The sequence below is a fragment of the Erythrobacter sp. S267 genome, assembly GCF_057365045.1.
In genome coordinates this window covers 385,124-408,448 of record NZ_CP200298.1, presented here as the reverse complement: position 1 = coordinate 408,448, position 23,325 = coordinate 385,124, and the positions used below count along the sequence as shown (strand labels likewise).

The 23,325-nt window shown below is 61.5% G+C and carries 15 protein-coding genes; 6 read left to right on the top strand and 9 right to left on the bottom strand.

Annotation, left to right across the window (positions count from 1 at the left end; all coding sequences use genetic code 11):
* Nucleotides 1-16: 16 nt before the first annotated feature.
* Genes AC0V6X_RS01690 through AC0V6X_RS01660 form a run of 7 tightly spaced genes read right to left on the bottom strand, consistent with a single transcriptional unit; the run spans nt 17 to nt 9,569 of the window.
* Entirely contained in the window at nt 17-2,155 is a 2,139-nt protein-coding gene (locus AC0V6X_RS01690) for an FAD-dependent oxidoreductase (protein ID WP_486182861.1), read from the bottom strand.
* A 47-nt stretch (nt 2,156-2,202) separates the two neighbouring features.
* Nucleotides 2,203-3,303 carry an FAD-dependent oxidoreductase gene (locus tag AC0V6X_RS01685; RefSeq protein ID WP_486185496.1) on the bottom strand — a complete coding sequence of 367 codons (1,101 nt, stop codon included), beginning with the start codon at nt 3,301-3,303 and terminating at the stop codon, nt 2,203-2,205.
* 20 nt (nt 3,304-3,323) lie between these two features.
* On the bottom strand, nt 3,324-5,252 hold the full coding sequence (gene acs, locus AC0V6X_RS01680; protein ID WP_486182860.1) for an acetate--CoA ligase: 1,929 nt from the start codon (nt 5,250-5,252) through the stop codon (nt 3,324-3,326).
* A 48-nt stretch (nt 5,253-5,300) separates the two neighbouring features.
* On the bottom strand, nt 5,301-5,879 hold the full coding sequence (locus AC0V6X_RS01675; RefSeq protein ID WP_486182859.1) for a nucleotidyltransferase family protein: 579 nt from the start codon (nt 5,877-5,879) through the stop codon (nt 5,301-5,303).
* On the bottom strand, nt 5,872-6,819 hold the full coding sequence (locus AC0V6X_RS01670) for an XdhC family protein (RefSeq protein ID WP_486182858.1): 948 nt from the start codon (nt 6,817-6,819) through the stop codon (nt 5,872-5,874). Before AC0V6X_RS01670 ends, AC0V6X_RS01675 begins: the two co-directional genes overlap by 8 nt.
* A 14-nt stretch (nt 6,820-6,833) precedes the next feature.
* Complete coding sequence (locus AC0V6X_RS01665) at nt 6,834-9,086, bottom strand: xanthine dehydrogenase family protein molybdopterin-binding subunit (RefSeq protein WP_486182857.1); 2,253 nt, start codon at nt 9,084-9,086, stop codon at nt 6,834-6,836.
* 3 nt (nt 9,087-9,089) lie between these two features.
* Nucleotides 9,090-9,569 (bottom strand): (2Fe-2S)-binding protein, encoded by a 480-nt coding sequence (locus AC0V6X_RS01660; protein ID WP_486182856.1) that lies wholly within the window; start codon nt 9,567-9,569, stop codon nt 9,090-9,092.
* A 127-nt stretch (nt 9,570-9,696) separates the two neighbouring features.
* On the opposite strand from AC0V6X_RS01660, the gene AC0V6X_RS01655 reads away from it, so the two are divergent.
* Both AC0V6X_RS01655 and gdhA read left to right on the top strand, forming a co-directional pair.
* Nucleotides 9,697-10,035 carry a tRNA-binding protein gene (locus tag AC0V6X_RS01655; protein WP_486182855.1) on the top strand — a complete coding sequence of 113 codons (339 nt, stop codon included), beginning with the start codon at nt 9,697-9,699 and terminating at the stop codon, nt 10,033-10,035.
* A gap of 96 nt (nt 10,036-10,131) precedes the next feature.
* On the top strand, nt 10,132-11,487 hold the full coding sequence (gene gdhA / locus AC0V6X_RS01650; protein ID WP_486182854.1) for an NADP-specific glutamate dehydrogenase: 1,356 nt from the start codon (nt 10,132-10,134) through the stop codon (nt 11,485-11,487).
* A 74-nt stretch (nt 11,488-11,561) separates the two neighbouring features.
* On the opposite strand, the gene AC0V6X_RS01645 is transcribed toward gdhA, so the two are convergent.
* Nucleotides 11,562-12,545 carry a tetratricopeptide repeat protein gene (locus AC0V6X_RS01645; RefSeq protein WP_486182853.1) on the bottom strand — a complete coding sequence of 328 codons (984 nt, stop codon included), beginning with the start codon at nt 12,543-12,545 and terminating at the stop codon, nt 11,562-11,564.
* Between the two features lie 66 nt (nt 12,546-12,611).
* Here AC0V6X_RS01645 and AC0V6X_RS01640 point away from each other — a divergent pair, with 66 nt between their 5' ends.
* The 4 genes from AC0V6X_RS01640 to AC0V6X_RS01625 are packed head-to-tail and all read left to right on the top strand — an operon-like array spanning nt 12,612 to nt 18,799.
* Complete coding sequence (locus AC0V6X_RS01640; protein ID WP_486182852.1) at nt 12,612-15,179, top strand: cyclic nucleotide-binding domain-containing protein; 2,568 nt, start codon at nt 12,612-12,614, stop codon at nt 15,177-15,179.
* The gene (locus tag AC0V6X_RS01635) at nt 15,179-16,042 is read left to right on the top strand and encodes a hypothetical protein (RefSeq protein ID WP_486182851.1); all 864 of its coding nucleotides are present in this window, start codon (nt 15,179-15,181) and stop codon (nt 16,040-16,042) included. The genes AC0V6X_RS01640 and AC0V6X_RS01635 overlap by 1 nt, the downstream gene beginning before the upstream one ends.
* A gap of 13 nt (nt 16,043-16,055) precedes the next feature.
* Entirely contained in the window at nt 16,056-17,915 is a 1,860-nt protein-coding gene (locus AC0V6X_RS01630) for a cytochrome c3 family protein (RefSeq protein WP_486182850.1), read from the top strand.
* 2 nt (nt 17,916-17,917) lie between these two features.
* Nucleotides 17,918-18,799 carry a metallophosphoesterase gene (locus AC0V6X_RS01625; protein WP_486182849.1) on the top strand — a complete coding sequence of 294 codons (882 nt, stop codon included), beginning with the start codon at nt 17,918-17,920 and terminating at the stop codon, nt 18,797-18,799.
* Between the two features lie 13 nt (nt 18,800-18,812).
* On the opposite strand, the gene AC0V6X_RS01620 is transcribed toward AC0V6X_RS01625, so the two are convergent.
* A complete protein-coding gene (locus tag AC0V6X_RS01620) occupies nt 18,813-23,318 on the bottom strand; it encodes an LVIVD repeat-containing protein (RefSeq protein WP_486185495.1) in 4,506 nt (1,501 codons plus the stop codon).
* Between the last annotated feature and the right edge of the window lie 7 nt (nt 23,319-23,325).

The window sequence follows — 23,325 nt, the reverse complement described above, 5'->3', positions numbered from 1 at the left end:
AGTGTCCGGTTGCGCCTTAGCGACGGCGCCAATTGTGGTACTTCTCGACCCAGTTCAGCAGGGCTTCGGGCTTGTTCGCCTTCTTCCAATTGCCCGCGGCGAATTTGTTCGCCTCCGCCATGGTCGGATAGGGGTGGATCGTGCCGAGGATCTTGTTGAGGCCCAGCTTATACTTCATCGCCAAAGTGTATTCGGCCAGTAGCTCGCCCGCATGTGCGCCGACGATGGTTGCGCCAAGGATCGTGTCCTTGCCCGGCGGGGTCAGCACTTTGACAAAGCCCGCCGTCTCACTCTCCGCAATCGCGCGGTCTAGATCGTCCAGGCCATATGTTGTCACTTCAAACTCGATGCCTTTTTCGCGCGCTTCGGTTTCGTTGAGGCCGACGCGGGCGATCTCTGGATCGGTGAAGGTGACGGCGGGGATGACGCGGTAGTCGGCCTTGAACTTCTTGAACTGACCGAACAGCGCGTTGACGCTGGCAAACCACGCCTGATGGCTGGCAGTGTGGGTGAATTGATAGGGGCCTGCGACATCTCCGGCGGCGAAGATGTTGGGGAACTTGGTGGCGAGGAATTCGTCGGTGACCACGGTCCGCTCCGTATCAATGCCAAGCTCTTCAAGGCCAAAACCGGTGAGCCGCGCCTTGCGACCCACGGCGACAATCAGCGCGTCGAAGGGGACGGGGCTTTCACCCTCCGAGCCCTCGACGATCACCGCGCCGCCCTCAATCCGTACCGCCTTGTGGCTGGTGAGCACAGTGACGCCGGACGCTTCGAGCGCAGCTTTCGCCGCCTCGGAAACCTCAGGGTCTTCGCGGCCCAGAAGCTGGTCGGCCATCTCGATCTGAGTGACATCTGATCCCAACCGCGCCATCGCCTGCGAAATCTCGCAACCAATCGGACCACCGCCCAGCACCGCCACACGCGCGGGTGCTTTGTCCATCTTGGCAAAAGCGTCCCACATCGTCTCGCTGGTGAGGTAGCCGCTTTCGTCGATGCCGGGGATCGGCGGGACAACCGGCTCAGCCCCGCTGGCGATAATGATTGAGCGGGTAGTAAGGCGCTTTGTACCGCCGTCATTAAGCGCGATCTCGACCGTCCACGGATCAACGATCTTGCCGTAGCCTTTGATCACATCGACGCCGAGGCCCGTGTAGCGCTCAACACTGTCATGCGGCTCGATCGTCTTGATGATGTCCTGAACGCGGCGGATGGTCTCGCCGAACGGCACGTCGGGCTCCACGGGTTTGAGGCCATATTTGTCCGCATGGCGCATCGTGTTCGCAACTTTGGCGCTCTTGATCAGCGCCTTGGAGGGCACGCAGCCCGTGTTGAGGCAATCGCCGCCCATGTCATGCGCTTCGATCAGCGTAACCTTGGCCTTCACCGTCGATCCGATCAGCGCCGAAACCAACCCGGCAGAGCCCGCTCCGATCACGATCAGATTGCGGTCATAGCTCTTGGGCCGGGAATAGCCTGCATAGACCTTGCGACGCTGGATGAAGCCGATGATCGCCTTGGCGATCCACGGGGCAATACCCAGCAGGACGAAGGAACCGATCACCGCAGGCGATGCGATGCCGGACAGGCTGTCAATCTGAGCCAGTTGCATGCCCGCATTCACATACACCACGGTGCCCAGCAGCATGCCCAGCTGGCTCACCCACACAAATGTCCAGGTCCTGACCCGCGTCAGCCCCATCACCAGATTGACCACAAAAAACGGGAAAAGCGGGATCATTCGCAGCGAGAAAAGGTAGAAGGCCCCGTCACGCTCGACCCCGTCATTGATCGCTTTCAGCCGCTCACCGAAACGCGCCTCCACCGTGTCGCGCAGGACATAGCGGGACGAAAGAAAGGCAAGTGTCGCACCGATAGTGGATGCGAAGGAGACGAGGATTGTGCCGGTCACCAGCCCGAAAAGAGCGCCCGCCGCCAAGGTCATGATCGCCGCGCCGGGAAGCGAAGCGGCCGTTACTGCGACGTAGATCAGGAAGAAGACAGCCAGGACAAGGAACTGGTTTTCCTGATAAAAAGCCTCCGTATCCGCAACGACCTGTTTGATCCCGTCAAGCGTCAGATACGCGCCCAGATCGAACACGAAATAGGCAGCAATCAGCGCAGCGAGCACGGCAAGGATGGCGATTTTCTTCATGGATGTCCCTAGTTCCTTCAGCCTGTTCGCAGAACTTGCACGTTTGGTTACGCGCTGTTCGCGTTGGCCGAACCTGATCCCTCTATGAGCTTGGCGTAGGAGGCCAGCCAGCGCTTATCAATGGCGTGTTTGAGCTTTGCCGCCCAGCGTCCTTGTGCAGCGAGCGGGCCGTAGCTCGCAATCGCCTCCCCCCGGCCTGTCGCAAGCAGATAGAGATGTGCTGGCCGCGGGCGATAGGTTCGGATCGGCTCCCGTCCCTCCAGAACCGCGCGCAAATTCGCGGCGAGGATGGGGCCGGTATGCACCGCATGGACGCCCGAATGTGGCACTTGGAGGTCTGTGCGAGACGCCACATCCGCGCTTGCAAAGATGTGCGGATGGGAGGTTGAGCGCTGGTGCCGGTCGACTGCGACAAAGCCTTGGTCGGAGCAGGCAAGACCGCTCGCTACTGGCCAATCGGGGGCAGCTGAACCGATTGCTGCGATGACGACATCTTGCGGCTCAAGCGATTGGGTTCCGGCCATCAGCGCGCCGCCCTCAAGCCGAGCGTCCGCAGCGATTACCGCGATGGCTTGCCGCGCGAGTTCGCTTGCGACCTTCCCTCGCACAGCGTCTGAGAGGTTCGGGACAAGCCCTTGTTCTCCAGCAATTAAAGTGACTTGAACGGGTTCCTCCGCCCACCTGTTTTGCAGCGCAAAGGCGAGCTCCACACCGCCAGCTCCGCCGCCGACAACGGCGATCCGCCGCCCTGTGATGCCAGCGAGCCGGTCGACCAGACCCTCGATCGGACGCACAGCAATCACGCGGGGATCATCGCCCAGAACTACAAGCGCGCGGCTGACCCCGCCTGTGTCGAGCGAGGCGATGTCGAAGGCGATGGTCTCGCCCGCGTCTATGGTCGCGGTTCGAGCCTCTGGGTCGATCCCGATGCAACGCCCGGCCACAAACTCCACGCCTGCTCGCCGTGCCAATCCTGCCACATCGACCAAGCCAAAGTCGCGCGCATATTGCCCTGCAATCCAGCCCGGCACTGTGCCCGAATAGCGCAGATGCGTGTGCGGAGTGAGCAGCGTTACACGCTCGCACGGCAACCCACCACGAATGCAATCCGCAAGCACCGCCAATTGCGCGTGTCCGCCTCCGACCAGCAGCAGATGGCCCGCTCTGCTCAGCGGTTCTGCCTTCCCTCGATCAAGCGATCCACCAGCGACGGATCAGCGAGGGTCGAGGTGTCACCCAGCGAGCCAAAATCATTCTCGGCAACCTTACGCAGGATGCGGCGCATGATCTTGCCGGAGCGGGTTTTGGGCAGACCGTCAGTGAAGTGGAGATGGTCGGGCGTTGCAATCGGGCCGATCTCTTTGCGGACGTGGGCGCGCAGCTCGGCATACAGCGCGTCCGAGCCTTCCTCGCCTGCATTCAGCGTGACGTAGCAATAGATGCCCTGCCCCTTGATGTCATGCGGATAGCCCACCACTGCGGCCTCTGCGACAAGGGGGTGGAGCACCAGCGCGCTCTCCACTTCCGCCGTTCCCATGCGGTGGCCAGAGACATTGATCACATCGTCAACGCGGCCCGTGATGCGGTAATAGCCGTCCTCGTCGCGCTTGCAGCCATCGCCGGTGAAATATTTGCCCGCATAGGTGCTGAAATAGGTTTGGACGAAGCGTTCATGATCGCCATAGACGCTGCGTGCCTGGCCCGGCCAGCTATGGGTGAGGCACAGGTTCCCCTCGGCCTCCCCTTCCAACACCTTGCCGTCATTGTCGACCAGTTGAGGTCGGACGCCGAACATCGGCAGGCCCGCAGAGCCCGGCTTCATGTCATGCGCTGCGGGAAGCGTGGTCAGCATGCAGCCGCCTGTCTCGGTCTGCCACCACGTGTCGACGATGGGGCAGCGCCCGCCTCCCACTACGTCGAAATACCAGCGCCAAGCCTCTGGATTGATCGGCTCCCCGACACTTCCCAGCAGGCGCAGAGAAGACCGGTCGCGGCTGGTCACATGCGTGTCGCCTTCACGCATCAAGGCACGGATTGCGGTGGGCGCGGTGTAGAGAATGTTGACCGAGTGCTTGTCCACGACATCCCAGAAGCGCCCATGGTCGGGATAGTTGGGAACGCCTTCGAAAACGATCTGCGTCGCACCGTTCAACAGCGGGCCATAGACCATGTAGGAGTGCCCGGTGATCCAGCCGATATCGGCGGTGCACCAAAACACTTCACCCAGCTGATAGTCGAACACGGTCTGGAACGTGATCGCGGTCCAAACGCCATAGCCGCCGGTTGTATGCAGCACGCCCTTGGGCTTTCCGGTTGAGCCTGACGTGTAGAGGATGAAGAGCGGGTCTTCGGCTGCCATAACCTCGCAAGGCACCGGTGCGTCGGATTTCACGTCGTGGAACCAGTGATCCCGGCCTTCGGTGAATGCGACGTTCGTGCCGGTGTGCTGGATGATGAGCACGCCTTCCACCTCGACCCCCTCAATCGCCAGAGCGGCATCGACATTGGCCTTGAGAGGCACCGGCTTTGTCCCGCGCGTTCCTGCATCAGCGGTCACTACAAAGCGACTCTCGCAGTCGATGATCCGCCCGGCGAGCGCTTCGGGAGAGAAGCCGCCAAACACGACCGAGTGGATCGCTCCAATCCGTGCGCAGGCGAGCATCGCTGTGACGCCCTCAACGATGTTGGGCATGTAGATCGTCACCCGCTCGCCACGAGTGACACCAATGGCTTTGAGCGCATTGGCCATCTGGACCACTTCGTCTTGCAGCTGCGCATAGGTGAGCGTGCGGCCTGCGCTGGCGGGATCATCGGGTTCGAAGATCAGCGCCGTAGTCTCGCCCCGGCCGGCTTCCACGTGGCGGTCGACCGCATTGTGACAAAGGTTGAGAGAACCATCAGCGAACCACTTGATTTGGACCGGATCATAGGACCATTCTCCGCCCTTTGACGGTGCCTTGACCCAATCGAGCCGCGCGGATTGATCAAGCCAGAAGCTGTCGGGATCAGCGATAGAAGCGTCGTAGAGTTCGCGATATTGCTCGGCTGAGCAATGGGTAGGCCTGTCGCTTTGTGGACGCGGGACAAATCCGCTCATTTCATGTCTCCCTTTGCAGCTGACTTAGGGCTGATTTGGGGCGATTGTCTATGCTCTCGCTAGGTCGTCCGGTGTGTCGATATCGACCAGCCATTCCGGCGGGCAGGTGATGGCTTCCGCCTCGCTCAGAAGTGCACGAGCCCCTTGATCGCCTTGCAGCGCAAAGAGTGCATCCCAATGCTCTGCGCCGATGATCGCAGGTGGCATCCGTTTGCTCCCGTCGCTTGAACAGATCAGGCTCTCCGGCCCTACATAGGCGTCAAGCAAAGCCTCAAAGTGGTCGCGCGGGACCAACGGCATATCGGCGAGCGCAATCAGCACCGCCTCGCACTCAGCCTTGCCCGCAGTCGTCGCAGCCGTTTGAACCGAAGTGCTCATTCCCACTGCGCTGTTGAGATTGCCCGACAAGCCAAAGCCCGCTTCTCGCCAGCGCGGAGCAAGAGGATGGTTCATGTCCGAAACCACGACCGAGGCACAGCCAGGCGCGATCCGCTCATTCGGAAAGGTATCGCAGACATGCTCCCCCAAAGCCTTGCCGCGAAAGGGCGTGAGCAGCTTGTCCTCTTCTCCGAACCGCTGGGAGGCCCCAGCAGCCAGCACCGCTACAAAGATGCGTGGATCAGCCATCGGCCCCGCCGAAATCCGCCTTGTGATAGGCCTCGATCACCTCGCCCAAAGTAGACAACGCAAGCGTCTGCGGGTCGCGGGAGGAGTGGAACAGACCAATCGGTGCGTGGATGGTGGCGAGGGCTTCCTCGCTCACACCGCGCGCCGCCAGCGCCTCAGTCCGGAAGGCGTGCGCCTTTCGTCCGCCCATCGCGCCAATATAGAAATGGGGCGCATTGAGAGCCGCCTCCATCAGCGCGATTTCCCAGTCGTGGTCGTGGAACAGGAAGACGAAAGCGCTCCAAGGATCGCTCGCGACAAGATCGGTTTGGTCCACTCGGTTGAGACGCTCGGCCGGGATGTTCTGCTCCGCAAGCTCGGCGATAATGCGCTCATCCGGGGTCAGCACGCGGGCCGTGCAGCCCATGACCTGTGCGAGTTTAGCCAGCGCTTCAACGCCTGCTCCATGGCCGATGATCTGCAATTGCGGAGCCGGCCAGTAGCCAAATGCGCCCTCGCCTGACGCCGGATCAAAACGCCTCTCGCTCCAGCTTGCGTGGTGCTGCAATCCGATTGGGCTGAGCATGATTGTGAAGGGCTGGCGCGCTTCCAAAGAGCCTAGGCAAGCCTCGGCAAAGGCGCGCTCGACCAAGGGGCTGAAATGCAAATCCAGGCCGCCTCCGCAGGGCAGCTTGATGTCGAGATAGGGAGAGCCTGCACCAAACCGCACGACCCGAGGCTCACGCGCTGCGATCACTTCCAACGCTTCGGCCACCACCGCATTTTCGATACAGCCGCCAGAGAGTGAACCGGCAAAGCTGCCATCCTCAGCCACGCCCATGATCGTGCCGGGGCCGCGCATGGAGGAGCCCTCAACCGCGCATACGGTGACTAGCACGCACGGCTTTCCTTGCCCGCAAGCATCGGCAAGAAAGTGCAGGACGGGCTTCAGATCAAGCAAGCTGACGCCTGCATTCAGGCAAATTGCTTGGCGATGGGCAAGGACCGCAAACGCTCACCCGTTGCGGCAAAGATCGCGTTGGTCAGCGCTGGCGCTGCAGGCGGCAGGCCTGGCTCTCCAGCACCGCCTGTGGGCACATCGCCACTGTTGATGATCGCGACTTCGATTGCAGGCACTTCGTCCATCCGCAGCATTTGGTAATCGTAGAAATTGCCCTGCACGATCGCGCCATCGACGAGGTCGAGCTCGCCATACATCGCCGCGGTCAAGCCGTAGACAATCCCGCCTTCGATCTGGTTGCGGAAGCCGTCAGGATTGACGACATAGCCCGCATCGCAGGCCGCCCAGATATTGGTCATCACCGGTTTGCCAGAGGTCATATCGACCTCAATCACTTGGGCGACAATCGTGCCGAAACTCTCGACAATCGCGATGCCTTTGGCGTGCCTCTCTGGCAGAGGCGCAGACCAGTTGGCCATCTTGGCCACCTTGGTCAGAACCGCTGCGTGGCGCGGTGCTTTGTCGAGCATGGCGAGGCGATATTCATACGGGTCAGCGCCGGCTGCATGGGCAGCTTCGTCGATGAAGCTCTCAATAAACCAGCCGTGCTGCGAGTGGTCCACAGAGCGCCATGCGGCAAAGGGCAAAAGCGCCTCAGCCTCGGCCACGCGGACGGAGGTGTTGGGGATCGAGTAGATGCCCGGAACGCTCGCTTCGGCAGGTTCGTCGCGCTGCGTGAAGATGTTGTCGTAGGCGACCAGAGCGCCGCTTTCATCAAGACCTGCTTTGAACCGGCTGACATCAGCGGGGCGGTAGAGCGCTTTGCGCGTGTCTTCCTCACGGCTCCAGATCGACTTGATCGGCAAGCCTGTCTCCGCCGCGATCCGCGCCGCCATCACCGCATAGACCGCCTCCAACCGCCGTCCGAACGACCCGCCAAGGAAGGGGTGGTGGACGGTGATCGCATCCTTGTCGATGTCGAGCGCTTCGGAAAGCGCGCTGCGCACCATCAAGGGCACCTGTGTCGAGGTCCAAACCGCACATTTGCCGTCGGCGACATGGGCGGTGCAGTTGATCGGCTCCAACGGCGCGTGGGCGAGATAGGGCACGCGATACTCAGCTTCCAGAGTGGTCGCAGCGCCCGCAAAAGCAGCCTCCACGTCGCCCTTGCCCGCCGCCGCCGTTCCGCCAGTCGCGCCAGCGTCGTCGATGGCCTTGGTGAAGACCGCATATTGGTCGTCCATGGTCGCAATCGCGCTGGTCGGCTCGCTCCACGTCACATCGACTGCGTTCAGAGCCTGCTGCGCGTGCCAGTATCCGTCGGCCACTACGGCCACGAAATCGCCCATATTGAGGACTTGGATCACGCCGCGCATGCCCTCGGCCTTGCTTGCATCCATGCTGGCCACCGTGCGTCCGGGCACTGGCGGGCGGAGGGTCGCTGCGTATTTGAGGTCGAGGCCTTCAGGCGTCGCGTCGATGCCGAATTCAGCCGTGCCATCGACCTTCGCCGGGATGTCGGTACGCGCCTTGCTTTTGCCAATCAGGCGGTAGTCTTTGGGCGCCTTCAAAGCGGGCGTCTGGTCCATCGGTTGTTCGGCCGCAGCGGTCGCAAACTCGGCGTAAGATGCGGATTTGCCAGAGGCTTCGTGGAAGAGGGTGGAATCGCGCGTCGTGATTTCGGAGGCCGGAACACCCCAGCTCTCAGCCGCCGCGCCGACAAGCATCTTGCGCGCAGAGGCTCCCGCGACCCGCATAGAGAACTGCCCCGTCGTGCGGATCGAAGAGGAGCCGCCGGTTATCATCGCATCAGCCAGCTTGGCGATCTGCGTGAACAGGCCGTTCCATGTTGGCTCAATCCAGTCAGCGGCATTCATCGTGAAGGGCGCTACGAACATCCGCGCAGTGTCGGTAACGACATAGCTGCCGTCAGCAGGCGCTTGCATCACACGGACCTTGGACCAGTCCGCATCCAGCTCCTCCGCCAGCATCTGTGCCAGCACCGAATGCGCGCCCTGCCCCATCTCGCAATGCGGGACGATGGCGGTGACGATGTTGTCGGCGTCGATCTTGACCCAGGAATTGACGAGGAATTCGTCCTCACCGGGAGCCACTTTGGGCGCGAGCTTGTCGATCGGATTTCCGGGTCGCACGCCGATGCCGATCAGCAGTCCGCCACCAGCCAGCACGCCTGCACCGATAAAGGCACGGCGGCTCCATTTGCCGAGGGTCGAGCGCTCTTTCTTGTCGGGAGACATATCGTTCATGGCTTATGCCTCCTCAACACGCGGTTCGAGTTGGCCGCTTGCGACTTTGATCGCGCGGCGGATGCGGGTGTAGGTGCCGCAGCGGCAGATATTGCCCTTCATCGCTTCGTCGATATCGTCGTCACTGGGCGAAGGATTGTCGCGCAGCAGAGCGGTCGCGGCCATGATCTGGCCGGATTGGCAATATCCGCATTGCGGCACTTGTTCACTGATCCAAGCTTCCTGAATAGCTGTCAGAGCGCCCTCACCCTCACCGATGCCTTCGATGGTGGTGATCTCGCGGCCCTCGGCTGCGGACACCGGTGTCGAGCATGAACGGATTGGTTCTCCATCCAGATGCATTGTGCAGGCCCCGCAGGCCGCAACGCCGCAGCCGAATTTGGTGCCGAGCAATCCGGCTTCCTCACGCACCGCCCAAAGCAGCGGCATGTCCGGATCGACGTCGAGCGTCACATCCTCGCCATTGAGTTTGAAATTGGCCACGGGTTTCGCCTTTCCAGATTGCGCGCCCAAACGGTCGAGGGCTCGGTTTCAAAACGCAATTTATAGCACGGTGAGACGGATGGGAAGGGCCTTCCCCTGACGCCATCCTCTGCCTAGCATCCATCCCATGAGCACAATCGAATTCGACGCCTTTATGGCGGTGGACATCCGCGCCGGCACGGTCACAAAGGCTGAACCCTTTCCCGAAGCGCGCAAGCCCGCAATCAAGCTGTGGGTCGACTTTGGCGAGGAAATCGGGGTGAAGAAAAGCTCCGCACAGATCACCGATCACTACACGCCAGAAAGCCTTGTTGGGCGGCAAGTGATGGCTGTGGTCAACTTCGCCCCGCGCCAGATCGGGCCCTTTATGTCAGAGGTGCTGGTGCTGGGCTTTCCCGACGAAAACGGGGCCATTATCCTTGCTCGGCCCGATGTCCCAGTGCCGAACGGTTCTCGCATGGCATGAAGCAAACCCTTGCGCGCAGCGCGCTTTGGGGCAAAACATACAAGCCAAGAACATAAAACAATCTATGGTCGCATCACTTCTAGGGGGGAGAATGCAATGCCGGTATCCGATCACGTCAATCTCGAACAATTCATGGCGGGTGTGAAAAAGCGCAATCCGGGCCAGACCGAATTTATCCAGGCCGTCCACGAGGTCGCCCAGGACATTTTCGAATTCATGGAAGACAAGGTCGAGTACCATGAAGCGCAAATCCTGCGCCGGATTGCGGAGCCAGACCGGGTGGTCTCCTTTCGCGTCTGCTGGGAAGACGACAACCACAATATCCGCGTTCAGCGTGGCTGGCGGGTGCAGAACAACAACGCCATCGGCCCGTATAAGGGCGGCATTCGCTTTCACCCGAGTGTGACGGAAAGCGTCCTCAAATTCCTCGCTTTTGAGCAGACCTTCAAAAACTCGCTCACCGGCCTACCGATGGGCGGCGGTAAGGGCGGCGCGAACTTCAACCCAAGGGGCAAGTCTGACAGTGAAGTGATGCGCTTTTGCCAGAGCTTCATGTCCGAACTCTACCGCCATATCGGCCCCAACACCGACGTGCCAGCCGGCGATATCGGCGTCGGCGGCCGCGAAATCGGGTACATGTTCGGCCAGTACAAACGCCTCACCAATCGCTGGGAAGGCGTGTTGACCGGTAAAGGTCAGGAATATGGCGGCTCACAAATGCGGCCTGAGGCAACCGGCTATGGCGCGGTCTACTTCCTGCAAAACATGCTCAAACACAAAGGCATGGATGTTGAAGGCCACAGCGCTGTCATCTCAGGCTCGGGCAATGTCGCGACCCATGCGGCTGAAAAGATCACACAGCTGGGCGGCAAGGTCCTGACCCTGTCGGACAGTGGCGGCTTTATCCATGATCCCGACGGCATCGATCAGGACAAGATCGACTGGGTCAAGCACCTCAAGACCGTGAAGCGCGGCCGGATCAGCGAGTATGTCGATGAATTCAAAGGCGCATCCTATCACGAAGGCGAGCGTCCTTGGAGTGTCGCCGCCGATCTCGCTTTGCCCTGCGCGACGCAGAATGAATTGAACGAAGACGAAGCCAAGACGCTCGTAAGCAATGGCTGCAAAGGCGTCTCCGAAGGGGCAAACATGCCGACCACTCTGGAAGGCGTAAAAGTCTTTCACGACGCCAAGATCATGTACGGCCCCGGCAAGGCGGCGAACGCTGGCGGCGTGGCGGTCTCTGGTCTGGAAATGAGCCAGAACTCAGAGCGGATCAGCTGGAATCAGGAGCGCCTGGGCGACATGCTCACCGACCTGATGGCGGGCATCCACGAAAAGTGCACCGAATATGGCGATCAAGGCGATGGCTATGTCGACTATGTGAAGGGCGCGAATATTGCAGGCTTCAAGAAGGTCGCCGATGCGATGCTGGCGTTTGGGGTGGTCTAAGCCAGAGCTTTATAGGACAAGAAAAGGGCGCCCGCTGCGGCGCCCTTTTTTGCGTCTGCGCTCAAGAAGGCCTCCTACTCAAGCCCCAATTCCAGCGCCTGCGCGCGCAATTGCGGGGCGTATTGCGGGTTGGCGGCGACGGCATCTTCCAGCGCTTGCCGTGCTTTGCCAGTTTCACCCAAAGTCATGCGGCTGCGGATCAGCATCACCCAACCGTCGAGATCGCCTTTGTCTTGCTCAAGCCGCGCTTCGAGCAACTCAACCATGCCAGCCACCATCGCCTCTTGCTGGCCAGGGCTCATATTACGGGCTTGCGCGACTTGCTCTGCGCTAGGCCCTCGAACGGTGGCGGAAGCAGCCTCGCCCGCGACAGAACCTGAGCCGGGTATCGCAACTTGCGGCGTGCGCGCTGCGACGACGGCCGCGATGCGGTCCTCCACTGCAATCTCCTGAATAGCGCCGACCTGCTGGATCGTGCGGACGACATCGCGCTCCCACGGCGCACCGGGCGGCGTATCGGCGAGCAGCGCCAGCCAGTCCGAAATCGCCCCTTCATGGTCGCCATCAATATCGCGCTTCACTGCGAGAAAGTAGCGCGCGCGCGGATCTTTGGGGTCCAGTTCGATCGCCTTGCGGAAAGCGTCGAGCGCAACAGCAGGAAGCGGGTCCGCCGCTGGATCATTCGCGTCCACCGCCATGACCCGCGCTTCGCCCAAGGCTGACCACAATTCCGCTGCACCATCGTCGATTTCGATGGCTCGCTCATAGGCCTCGACCGCGGATGCAAATTCGCTGCGGTTGTAATGTTCAAACGCCAGATTGCTCCAAGGCCTTGCATCATCACCAGCCGCCTCGGCGGCCGCACGCAATTCCTCTATCGAAGGGGCCGCGTCAGTGGCGGCTTGCTCAACATCAGGCGCGCTTTCGCCCTCATAGGCGTTGTAGCCAATCGAGCCCGCCGCGAGCAAAGCGGCCCCGCCCAACAGGAACCACGCAGCCTTGCTGGTCGAGCCCTCATTCGTTGAGCGCTGATCCGCTCCATCCGTGTTCGTTTCCATGGGAAATTCCGTAGCAACCGGTGCAGAAAACAGCAATTGACTCTGGCATTCAAGTCCACTTCCCGTATGGTGGCGACAGGGAAAAATCTATCCAAAGGGGGGGATAGATTGTCGGACTTGTATGAAGTCGTCATTATTGGTTCCGGCCCTGCCGGGATGAGCGCTGCTGGCCAAGCGGCCAAGCGCGGCATGAGCCATGTCTTGCTCGAAAAGACAGACCATCTCTCCGACACGATTTTCAAGTATCAAAAGGGCAAGCACGTCATGGCGACCCCTTCCGACCTGCAATTGCGGGCCGGAGGATATGAGGAAGACGGATCGCCCGGCATGCAGTTTGCAGAAGGCAAGCGCGAGCGGATCTTGCGCACCTGGAACCTGCATTGCGGAGTGGAGGATGAAAGCATCCCGGCCTTCGACGGCGAAGACGCGGTTGAGGCTTGGGGCGTCAATGTGAAGTTCAACGCCGAAGTGACGCAGGTCGAAGGCGAAAAAGGCAACTTCACGATAAAGACCAAGTCGGGCGAGACGATCAACGCCAAGACGATCATCCTTGCCATCGGGACGCAGGGGAACCCCAACAAGCTGCGCTGTCCGGGCGCTGACCACCCGATGATTACCTCGCAGCTCGACGATCCTGAGGATCACATCGACAAGAATATCGTGGTCGTGGGCACCGGCGATGCAGGGATTGAGAACGCGCTTGGCCTTGCGACTGATCCAGCGCTCGGCAACACCGTCACGATCCTCAACCGCGGCGACAATTTCGCGAAAGCCAAGACCAAGAACGCGACCGACCTCACCACGGCGGATGAGGAGAAGGAACTGCGCATCGCCTACCGCACCTCTCCAACAGAGGTCCGCGATGGCGAAATGGTGGTCGAAACCGCGACCGGCGAGGAAGTGATCCCGTGCGAGATGATCATCGCCCGCATCGGCTCTCAGCCCCCGCGCAAATTCATCGAAAGCATGGGGATCGAGTTCACCAGCGAAGACCGCAACGCCTTCCCCAAACTCTCGCCGATTTTCGAGACGACCAAGGAAGGCATCTTCGTCATCGGCGCGCTCGCCGGATACCCGCTGATCAAACACTGCATGAACCAGGGTCACGATGTGATCGAAGCTCTGGCGACCGGTGAGCCGGTCAAGCCTGCGGATGAGCCTTTGCTGGAAGCCGTGTTTGCGGGGCTGCCGGGCAACAAAGGCGTCGACCATTGGCTCGAAGTTTATCGCCAGAACGTCGCGATTTTTGAAGGGCTGTCCACGCTGCAAATGCGCGAGCTGATGCTCGACAGCACCTGCAGCGCCTTTGCTCCGGGAGAGGTTATCTTCCGTCGCAACGATCCGGGGTCGTCGCTCTTTGCAATTGCCGAGGGAAGCGTGGCGGTGGAGGTCAATCCGAACGATCCTTCGATCACAGTGCCCATCGACCAAGGCTCCATCTTTGGTGAGGTTGGCCTTGTCTCAGGCCGCCGCCGGGGTGCAACCATCCGCGCTGCGACCGACACGGTCGTGGTGGAGCTGTCGCGCAAGGCAGCGCTCAAGCTGATTGGCTCCTCGCCAGCGGCAGACGCGGCAGTGAAGCGTATCTCGATCGAGCGGCAGATCCTGCAACTCTTCGGATCAGGCCTGACGCCTGAAGACATCGCTCCGATCATCGAAAGCGCGGAAATCCAAGAAGTGAAAGCGGGCGAGACCGTGATCGAGGAAGGCGCGGACGACAAAGACCTCTATATCGTGCGCATCGGGTCGATGAAGGTCGAGAAACAGATCGACGGCAAGCAAGTCTTCCTCTCGCTGATCCCGGCGGGCAATTTCTTTGGCGAAATGGCGATCATCGACGGGTCAAAGCGGACCTCCAGCGTCATCGCCTCGATCAAGTCCGAAGTCATCCGCATTCCGGGCGATGGCTTCCTCGACCTGCTCGCGAAAAAGCCACAATTGCGCCAGCGCGCGCTCGACGTCATGGCCGAGCGGCGCGCATCGAACGAAGAGATTGAGCGCCAAAACGACAATGCCGATGATACGGTCGGCAAATTTTCCGGCACCGCGGCCTTCCTGTTCGAACAGGGTATGGGCGAGGCAACCGACGCGCTGCTGATTGATGAGCGGCTGTGCGTGGGCTGCGACAATTGCGAAAAAGCCTGCGCGGATTCGCATGATGGCCTCTCCCGCCTCAATCGAGAGGCTGGCAAGAGCTTCGCCTATCTCCACGTTCCGATCTCCTGCCGCCACTGCGAGCATCCGCATTGCATGGCCGACTGCCCGCCCAACGCAATCCAGCGCGGCGCGGATGGGGAGGTCAACATCAATGCGGAAACCTGCATCGGCTGCGGCAATTGCAAGAGCTTCTGCCCCTATGGCGTGATCGAGATGGAGCCAGTGCCACCGGAAAAGCCGAGCCTCCTCAAATGGCTAATGTTTGGCAGCGGGCCCGGCCCGGGAGAGGCTCCTTACGCGTGGCGCAAGGAAAATGGCGATCCCAACACCGCCAAGAAAGCCGTCAAATGCGACATGTGCGCTGGGATTGAAGGCGGCCCGTCATGCGTGCGCGCTTGCCCAACGGGCGCGGCCATCCGCGTCTCGCCTGACAAGTTCCTGACCTTTGCCAAGATCACGGAGGACGTCGAAAACTGATGGCGAGTCTCCCGAACAACCGGTTCTCCGAAGACGAAAAGCGGCGCAATGCCGATCATGTGAGCTTCCTGAAACATAAGCGTTTCCGCTGGCTGTGGATTGCGCTGACGCTTTGCCTCGTCTCGATCCTTGGCTACGCGCTGATCGATCAGGAGCCGCGGCCCAGTGGCGGGAGTTGGTATGGCTATACGCTGGGCACAATCGGGCTTGGCCTGATCGTGTGGCTGTCGCTGCTCGGCGTGCGCAAACGCCGGATATCGGAAGGGGCATGGAGCCTGAAGGCGTGGACGTCGGCCCATGTCTATCTCGGCCTTGCGCTGATTGTGGTGGGCACTTTGCACACCGGCTTTCAGATCGGATGGAACGTCCACACGCTCGCCTATGTGCTGATGCTGCTGGTCATCATCACCGGCATTTACGGCGTCGTCGCCTATGCCAAGCTGCCAACCACGCTCTCCGCCGGACGCAGTCAGAAGACCCGCGCCGATATGCTGGAGGAGATCTCTGTCACCGACCGCCAGCTCGACAATGCGGCCCAGCCGCTGGAGCGGGAGCAAGCTGACCTCATCATCGCGGCGCTTGGCCAGGACGTGTTTTATGGCGGGGCTTTGGCGCGCCTCTCCGGCGCCTATCCCGGCTGCAAGACCAAGCGCGCTCTTGCAGGTTTTGCCCCCGGTGGTGGCGAGGTCGAGAGCAAAGTTCATGGGCTTTTGACACAACGCGCCGAGCAACTCGCGCAGATCCGGCGCAACCTGCGCACCAAAGGCCTGCTTGAAGTCTGGCTGTTCATCCATATCCCGGCGACGATAGCCTTGCTCGCCGCCCTTTTGGCGCACGTCATCAGCGTGTTTTACTATTGGTGAGGGGGGACAGAGAATGGCATTCCTGATCCGCACCATCGCCACGGCAAAGTCGGGCCGTAAGATCACCCGTGATCGCACGGTTGAGGCCGATGCGCTGACCGTAGGCCGCGCGCCCGACAACGACATCCACCTGCCCGATCTCGCGGTTGATCTGCACCATATCCGGATGTCGAACACCGCCAGTGGTGAAGTCTATGTCCAGGCGGTCGGCTCGCTCGACTTTGAGCTCGACGGCCAAAGCTCCACCAATGCCAGCGTTGATCCCGATACGGGCGCACAGGTAGCGGTCGGCTCGGCACGCCTTGCCATCTCGCGCAGCGAAGACGGCTTTGTCCAGATCGTGATCGAGCAGGCCGAAAGGGAGGCCGCTGCCAAAGACCCTATCGCAGGCTTCGCCCTTGCCAGCGCGCTGCCCAGCAAACGCGGCATGGCCTGGATCTTCGCCAGCGTCATCCTGATCCTGCTTTTGAGCGTGCCGATCATCAGCCACCTCACCCGCAGCCCAGTTGAGAATGATCCGGACAATCTCGACCAAGGCCAGGTTGTGATGGACGCATCGTGGAGCACCGGTGACCTCAGCATGTTGCACCACGATCTGGAGGGCAATTGCGAGGCCTGCCACGTTACCCCCTTCGTCTCAGTTCAGGATGAAACCTGCCTCACCTGTCACGAGGAACTGGGCGATCACGCAAGCATGGACCGGTTGGCCGAAGGGATGGCTCCGCTCTCCACCGGCGATGTGATCCAGTGGTCGATTGGCGAGGCGCTCGGCAAAGAAGGGCCGCTGGGTTGTGTGTCCTGCCACTCCGAACATGAGGGCCAGGTTCGATTTGCAGGCGCAGACGAAGCCTTCTGTGCGGACTGCCACGATGCGATGGACACACGGATCAGCAAGCCGCAATTCGGCAACGCCTCCGACTTTGGCGAGAAGCACCCGCAATTCCGACCCTCGATCTACACCGCCCACTTCTCCGATGCTCCGGCGCGCGTGTCCTTTGACGACAATCCGGTCGAGCAAAGCGGGCTCAAATTCACCCATGACGAGCATATGGACCCGCAAGGCGGCGTCGCGCGCATGGCGATCAGCCTCGACCAATATGGCGCGCCGCTCGAATGCAGCGATTGCCATGCCGAGTGGAGCAATGAAGGCCTGATCGTCCAAGTTGCGGAGACGGGCGGCGTCCCGTCCGACTATGGCGACTTTGCGCCGGTCATCATGGAGGAGTCCTGCGAGGCCTGTCACAGCCTTGTGTTCGAGCGCGCCGGTCCTGCTTTCCGCTCGCTCAGCCACGGCGACGTCGACACGCTGATGGCGGAGCTTGGCGCAATGGATCGCGGGCCGCGGCGGCCTGTCGTGGCAGGCCGCACTCGTCCCGGACAATTCGCACGCGGCGGGCGTTACTATTCAAACTTTGGCCGGCCGATGAGCTCCTACATCGCGATCAACCGCGCGCTTGAGCCCACTGGCGTGTGCGGAGAGTGCCATATCCCGACCTTCAATGAAGGGCGGCGCGATCTCACTCCGGTCAACCTGCCGTATCGCTTCCTCACCAAAGGCGCGTTCAATCACGCGGCGCATGGCGACGATGTGGCGGAATGCGCGGACTGCCACGCGACATCTGACTCCAATGCCGCGACCGATCTGCTTATCCCGGACGTTGAGAGCTGCCGCGATTGCCACTTGGGTGAGACCGCCATCCGCACCGAAGAGATTGTCCCCTCCAGCTGCGCAATGTGCCACGGCTATCACACGCCCACCGCACCCTGGAAACCAGAGGATCACCCTAGCTTCCCGCCCTGGCGACCCGGCGGAACGCGCGGCACTGGAGCCAATGACACTGTCGCTTCGATCCTAAGCAGCGTAGGACAGTGACTATGGCGAGCGATCCCAAAGGCGTGCTCATCGCACAAATCACGGACACCCATGTCGGGTTCGAGCCGGATGCGGGGACGCGCGAGTTTAACTTCGTCCGCTTTCGCCAAGTCGTCCAGCATCTGCGCGGATTGCCCGTCCAGCCCGATCTGCTGATCCTGTCCGGCGACCTTGCCGACGGTGGGCAAGCGGCCTCCTACGCGCTGATCAAGGACGTCGTCGCCGACTGCCCCTTCCCGACCTATGTCATCCCCGGCAACCACGACAGCCGCGAGGAAATGCTCGCTGCCTTCCCCGATTGCGAGACGCATGATGGCTTTGCCCAGTTCGCGCTGGAGCTGGGCGGAGATCAGGCTCCCTTGCGCGTCCTGTGCCTCGATTCCTTCGAGCCGGGTCGTCATGGCGGCGCCTTTTGCGAGACGCGGGCCAAGTGGCTGACTGATCAACTCGATCAGCATCCGGACACGCCCACCGTTCTGGTCATGCACCACCCTTCGGTCGTCGCCGGGATCGAGTGGATGGACCCACGCCCGCATGAGGAGTGGTTCCAACGCTTCCACGACACCGTTAGAGGCCGCGATCAGATCATCGCAATTCTGGCAGGACACTTGCACCGCCCACTACATTCCAGCGTTGAGGGCATTCCAATCAGCGTGACCCCGGCGGTCGCGCCTGCGGTTTCGCTCGACATGCGCCCGATCTCTCCAGATGAAGCCGACAAGCGGGCGATCGTCGATGCCGAACCGCCCTTTTACAGCCTGCATTTGTGGCGCGATGGAAGTCTTGTCTCGCACTTCCAGCCGGTCGGTGAGTGGCAAACGCTGGCTCGCTATGAAGACCGGCTGAAGCCGATGATCAAGGGCCTGTTTGAAGAGCGCGAATAGAGCTCTGGCAGGCTTACTCGCCCGCGAGTGCAACTTCCTCTGACATATCTGGCTCAGCTTCCGCCTCAGCGCGGCGCCATGGATTGTCGCGCCCAACCCAGCGGCTCATATCGACCTCGTCAGTGACACGCCAGACACGGCCCGGACGGCCCTCTTCGCAAGGTGTTAGCTCGCTTTCGTCACCTTCGAGCGCGGGGCGAGTGTAGAACAATTGCTCCATCTCGCAGCGGTTCATCGGGCGTGAGCCAAGCCTGCCGAACACCGCCATCTGCCCGCCGGTCTCGTCCACCGCGCGGTCGCGGTCGAGGCCCTTGGAAAGCGCAATCGCAGGCGTCGGCGTCTTGGCCCAGGCGATCATCTCCGGCATTGGCGCAGGGCTGAAACCGTAGAAATTGCGCTGGCTGTCGGGCGAGGTCAGTTGCAGAACTTTCAGCCCATTGCGGCCATCAGCGACATAGGCAAACAGGGTCGCATTCGTCGAACCCACGATCACATCCTGGGCATCGTTCAGCTCTCCGCCGAGCGTCACCGCTTGGTAGAGCGAGGGGCTGTGCGGATTGCTGACATCATAGATCATCAGTCCCTGCCCCTTCGCCGCGACATAGGCATAGGTGCGCGCAACATAGACGCGGCGCGCATCGGTGATGGCTTGCGTTGCCTCTGGGATTGCGACTGGAGAGCCAAGCTCGGTCACATCAAAGACCTTCAGACCCTCAGCATCGGTAACCCACAGATAGCGGAACTGCACGGTCGTTGCGCGCGCATCGGTCAGCGGGATCACCGCTGTCACGCGCGGGGCGAGGCAGCTCTCCGCCGGGTTCTCGGGATCAAGCTCGCACTCTTCCTTATAATGCGCGGTCGCCGGATTGTCGGGCACATCCTTGGGCAGATAGACCACGACCAGTCCGACATCGGCGGTGATGTAAGCGTAATCTCCCGCCAGCGTGATGTGGCTCGCGCCGTTCAGCACGCCATCCGGGTTCCAAGCATCCGAACCGTCGGGGAAGGTCGCGCGCTTGAAGAAGTTGTCGCGGAATTCTCCGTCCGCCAGCGTGTTCACATCGACCGCGATCAGGCCTTCGACGCTGTCTGTGATAAAGGCGTAGTCGTAAATCGGGCTGAAGGGCTGCTCCTGATTGACTTCCCGCATGCGCGCCGTGTTGCGTTCGGGCGCAACCGGCTGGTTCGTGGCGAGTGCCATGCAGGTAGCATTCTCAGTCCGGACGTGGGTGTCATGGCCCAGCGGCGAGAACGGCGCAGTGATGATCCGCTCGGAAACGCCCTTGTTCCCGATGGAGGCGACGTCATAGGCGCGGAAGCCTCCGCTGCCCTCTGCGGTGAAAAGATACTCGCCGCGCAATTGCAGGCAAGTCACGCGGTCGCGTGTGCCCTCATGGACATTGACGAATTCCTCGAACGGCTTGGTTTCGCCTGAGAAGTCCTCGTCAAACGCATCACCGCGCACCCAGTTTCTCAGCTCCATGCCGTTATCCTCGACATGCATGCGCCAATAGTCGGGGTAGGAATAGCGGTGGAGGTAAGAGCCGAGCACCGCTTGCGGCTCGTCATATTCGGTGACGCGGATGGCAGTGAGGCCGCCTTCCAGACCGGTCCAGGCGTGCATCCCGACAAAGTTCACGAAGTTGGTGCCGAGCAGCATCAGCTGCGACATCTGCGCGTTGTTATCCTCGCCCTCCGCCACGTGACAGTCGGAGCATTTCTTGGTCTCCTCGCGCCGGACCGTATGCGGGAAGTGCGGCGCAAAGGCTTGGCTAGAGAAGCCCACCGCGCTGATCGGCGGCTGCTGGATATAGATCCGCTCGCGGTTGATATTGGTCGAGGACAGGATCAGCGCCGAGGACGAACGCACCGGCGCGATCTGGTTGTCCTTGGTCGTCTGGTGAATGCCCAGCTGGAACATCTGATCGCGCGCGACCTGCGGGTTGTAGGTCGCAAAGTTGCGTGTCGATTTGCCTTCGTAACGGTGCGTCTTGGTCTTCCAGTTGGCCTCAATCGGCAGGTGGCAGCCGCCGCATGAAGTCGTCCAGGAGAGGTGGCAGGTGAAGCATGCCATCTCCTCGTCCTTATGCGCGCGGTCTTCTGGCGCGATGCCGTCGCCGAACTCGAACCGGCCCGTGTCATCGCCCATCACGCTCATAAGCTTGGCGCGCGCGGCTTCGGGGTTGAAGCAGCTGTCGCCCGGCTTCACACCTTCGCTGCCACACAGGGGAAGCTCGGGGTTCACCGCGTCTTTGGTCAGGCTCATCTGCCATTCAAGGTCAGGGTCCAACAGAGAGCGCTGGATCAGCACGCGCTTCCCATCACGCTCGACCCACTCGAAGCGGCGCTGGCCGTCGGGATTGCGCAGTAGAGCAAGGTTATGCCCCTCAGGCGGAGCGGCAGGGCCGCTTGTGCGCAGGGTGGGATAGGCGTCGGCGGTGCCGTGGCAATCCTTGCACCCGATCTCGATCGCGTTTGCGACCTCGCCATAGATCAGGCCATTGCCGTGCGTGTCTTGCTCGAAATGGCAGTCGACGCATTGCATGCCCGCCTCGGCATGGATCGACATCATGTGGACCGCCATGCCGGGATTGTTGGTGCCGTTCTCCGCCGGATTGCGCTCGACATCGACGAACAGGTCTTCGCCATCCTTGCGCCAGCGCTGACGCCAGCGATCCTCGTGATAGGCGAATTCCTCCGGAGTGTCGGTTTCCGGATTGCCGGGGCGCAGGATCTCGCCCTCCGCGTCGAGCAGATTGCCCTCCTGGTCACGGCGGAAGATGCCGCGGAAGTTCCAGCCGTGGCCGTGATAATCAGCGAATTGCGTCGTCTCGAGCACGGGGTTGAGCTCATAGACATTGCGCAGGAAGTCGACATCCGCCCACAGCCCGCGCGGCGCAGCGCCTTCGGGATTGCGGTCAATGATGGCGCGGACTTGCTCTGCGGTCGGGAAGCGCTGAGTCTTGTAGAAGGCCTGATAATCCTCGTCGCTCATGCCTTCCGGGCGCGGCGTCGTGTTCTCCGGCCCCGGCCACATCATTGGCGCGTCGCTCTCATAATCCCACATCGTGTAGCCGAGGTAGGAGTTCAGGAAGATGTTGGGCTGGTGCATGTGGCAGTTCATGCATTGCGAGGTCGGGATTGAACGCGTGAAGACGTGCCGCAGCGGGTGGCCGCTTTCAGGGACAGGTGCGGAGTGATCCTCCGCATGGTCCTCAGGGCCTTTGAGCGCGCCATGGCCAGAGCTGATACCGCTCAGCCCGCTATCCGGCATGCCATCGTCATAGCCATATCCGTGGCCGCCGCTTGCCTCACCCGGAATGCGGGCGCCCTCGCCTGCTGACAGACGCGAATAGCATTGCATCGACGCATCTGCCGACGCATTCGCCGCCGGGTTGATGCACGGATCAACTGTCACTGTCTGCCCGTCGCGGCCATATTGCGCGTAGGTCAGCGAGTGGCGCGGCTCACGGTCATTGGCGTAGACCACATGGCACGACGCGCAGCCCGAATGGCGATAATCGCCCGGCTGGTCATTGGTGCCCATGAACCATGTGAAGGGATCGTTGAGCCGCGTCTTGTGAATGTTGAGCGCCGGGATCGCCACCCTCAGCCCCGTGCCCGGACCGCGGTTTGACTGCTTCAAGTCAGGCCGCCCCGGCTCCTCCAGACGCTGGATCAGGCCGGTCGGATTGGGCAGGCCGATCTCCGGGAATTGCGAGAGGATGTTGCGCCCACCCCGCTCGAAAACGCGGAACACATCGGCGGGCGGCAAGACGTGCCAAGTCGGCAGCGGATAGAGCTGGGCGAGCACACCGCGCTCTTCACGCAGGCGCTGCTCTTCTTCGTCATCGGTGGCTGGGGTTCCAAGGACATTGCCTACGCTGCTGATGGTCGCGGTTTCGCCGCCGCGTGTATAGGCCTCCCCCAGGATGTAATTCTTGAAGGGCAGGATGCCGTTATTGTAGCTCGCCCCGCCCCACAGCATCGCGCCGGTGGCCATGATGGAGCGCTCCGCACTCTCAATCGCCTGAATGTGGCACGATCCGCAGGCCTCACGCGCAACGCGGTAGTCCGAGGGGTTCACGAACTTCACGAATTCGGGCGATTCCTTGTTGAGCAGTGCGTAGGAGCGCTGCGGGTTCGCCGATGAAGGGAAGTGCCAGCTGTCGGGATATTTGGGCAGGACGTGCGCTGCATCGCGCGCAGACGTGTAATCGGGGTGATCGTAAGGTAGCTGCGGATTGCCCGCGATGTCCGCATTGCCGCCATGGCAATCGGTGCAGCCCAGCACAACCGCTGGCGTTTCGTGCATGGTCGGCGCATCGCTGGCCCGGTGGCAGGTGAGGCAGCCGTCTGACTTCGCATCCGCCTCTGCCTGGCTTTGACGTGCAGGGGCTGGCGGCACGATCACGCCCATCTTCTCATAATCGCGATAGACCGGCGCTTCGTCGCCCGCAGCCTGTGTCTCAGACTGGAAGACCACCAGGCCCAGCACGGACACGGCCAAAGCGAGCATCATGTAA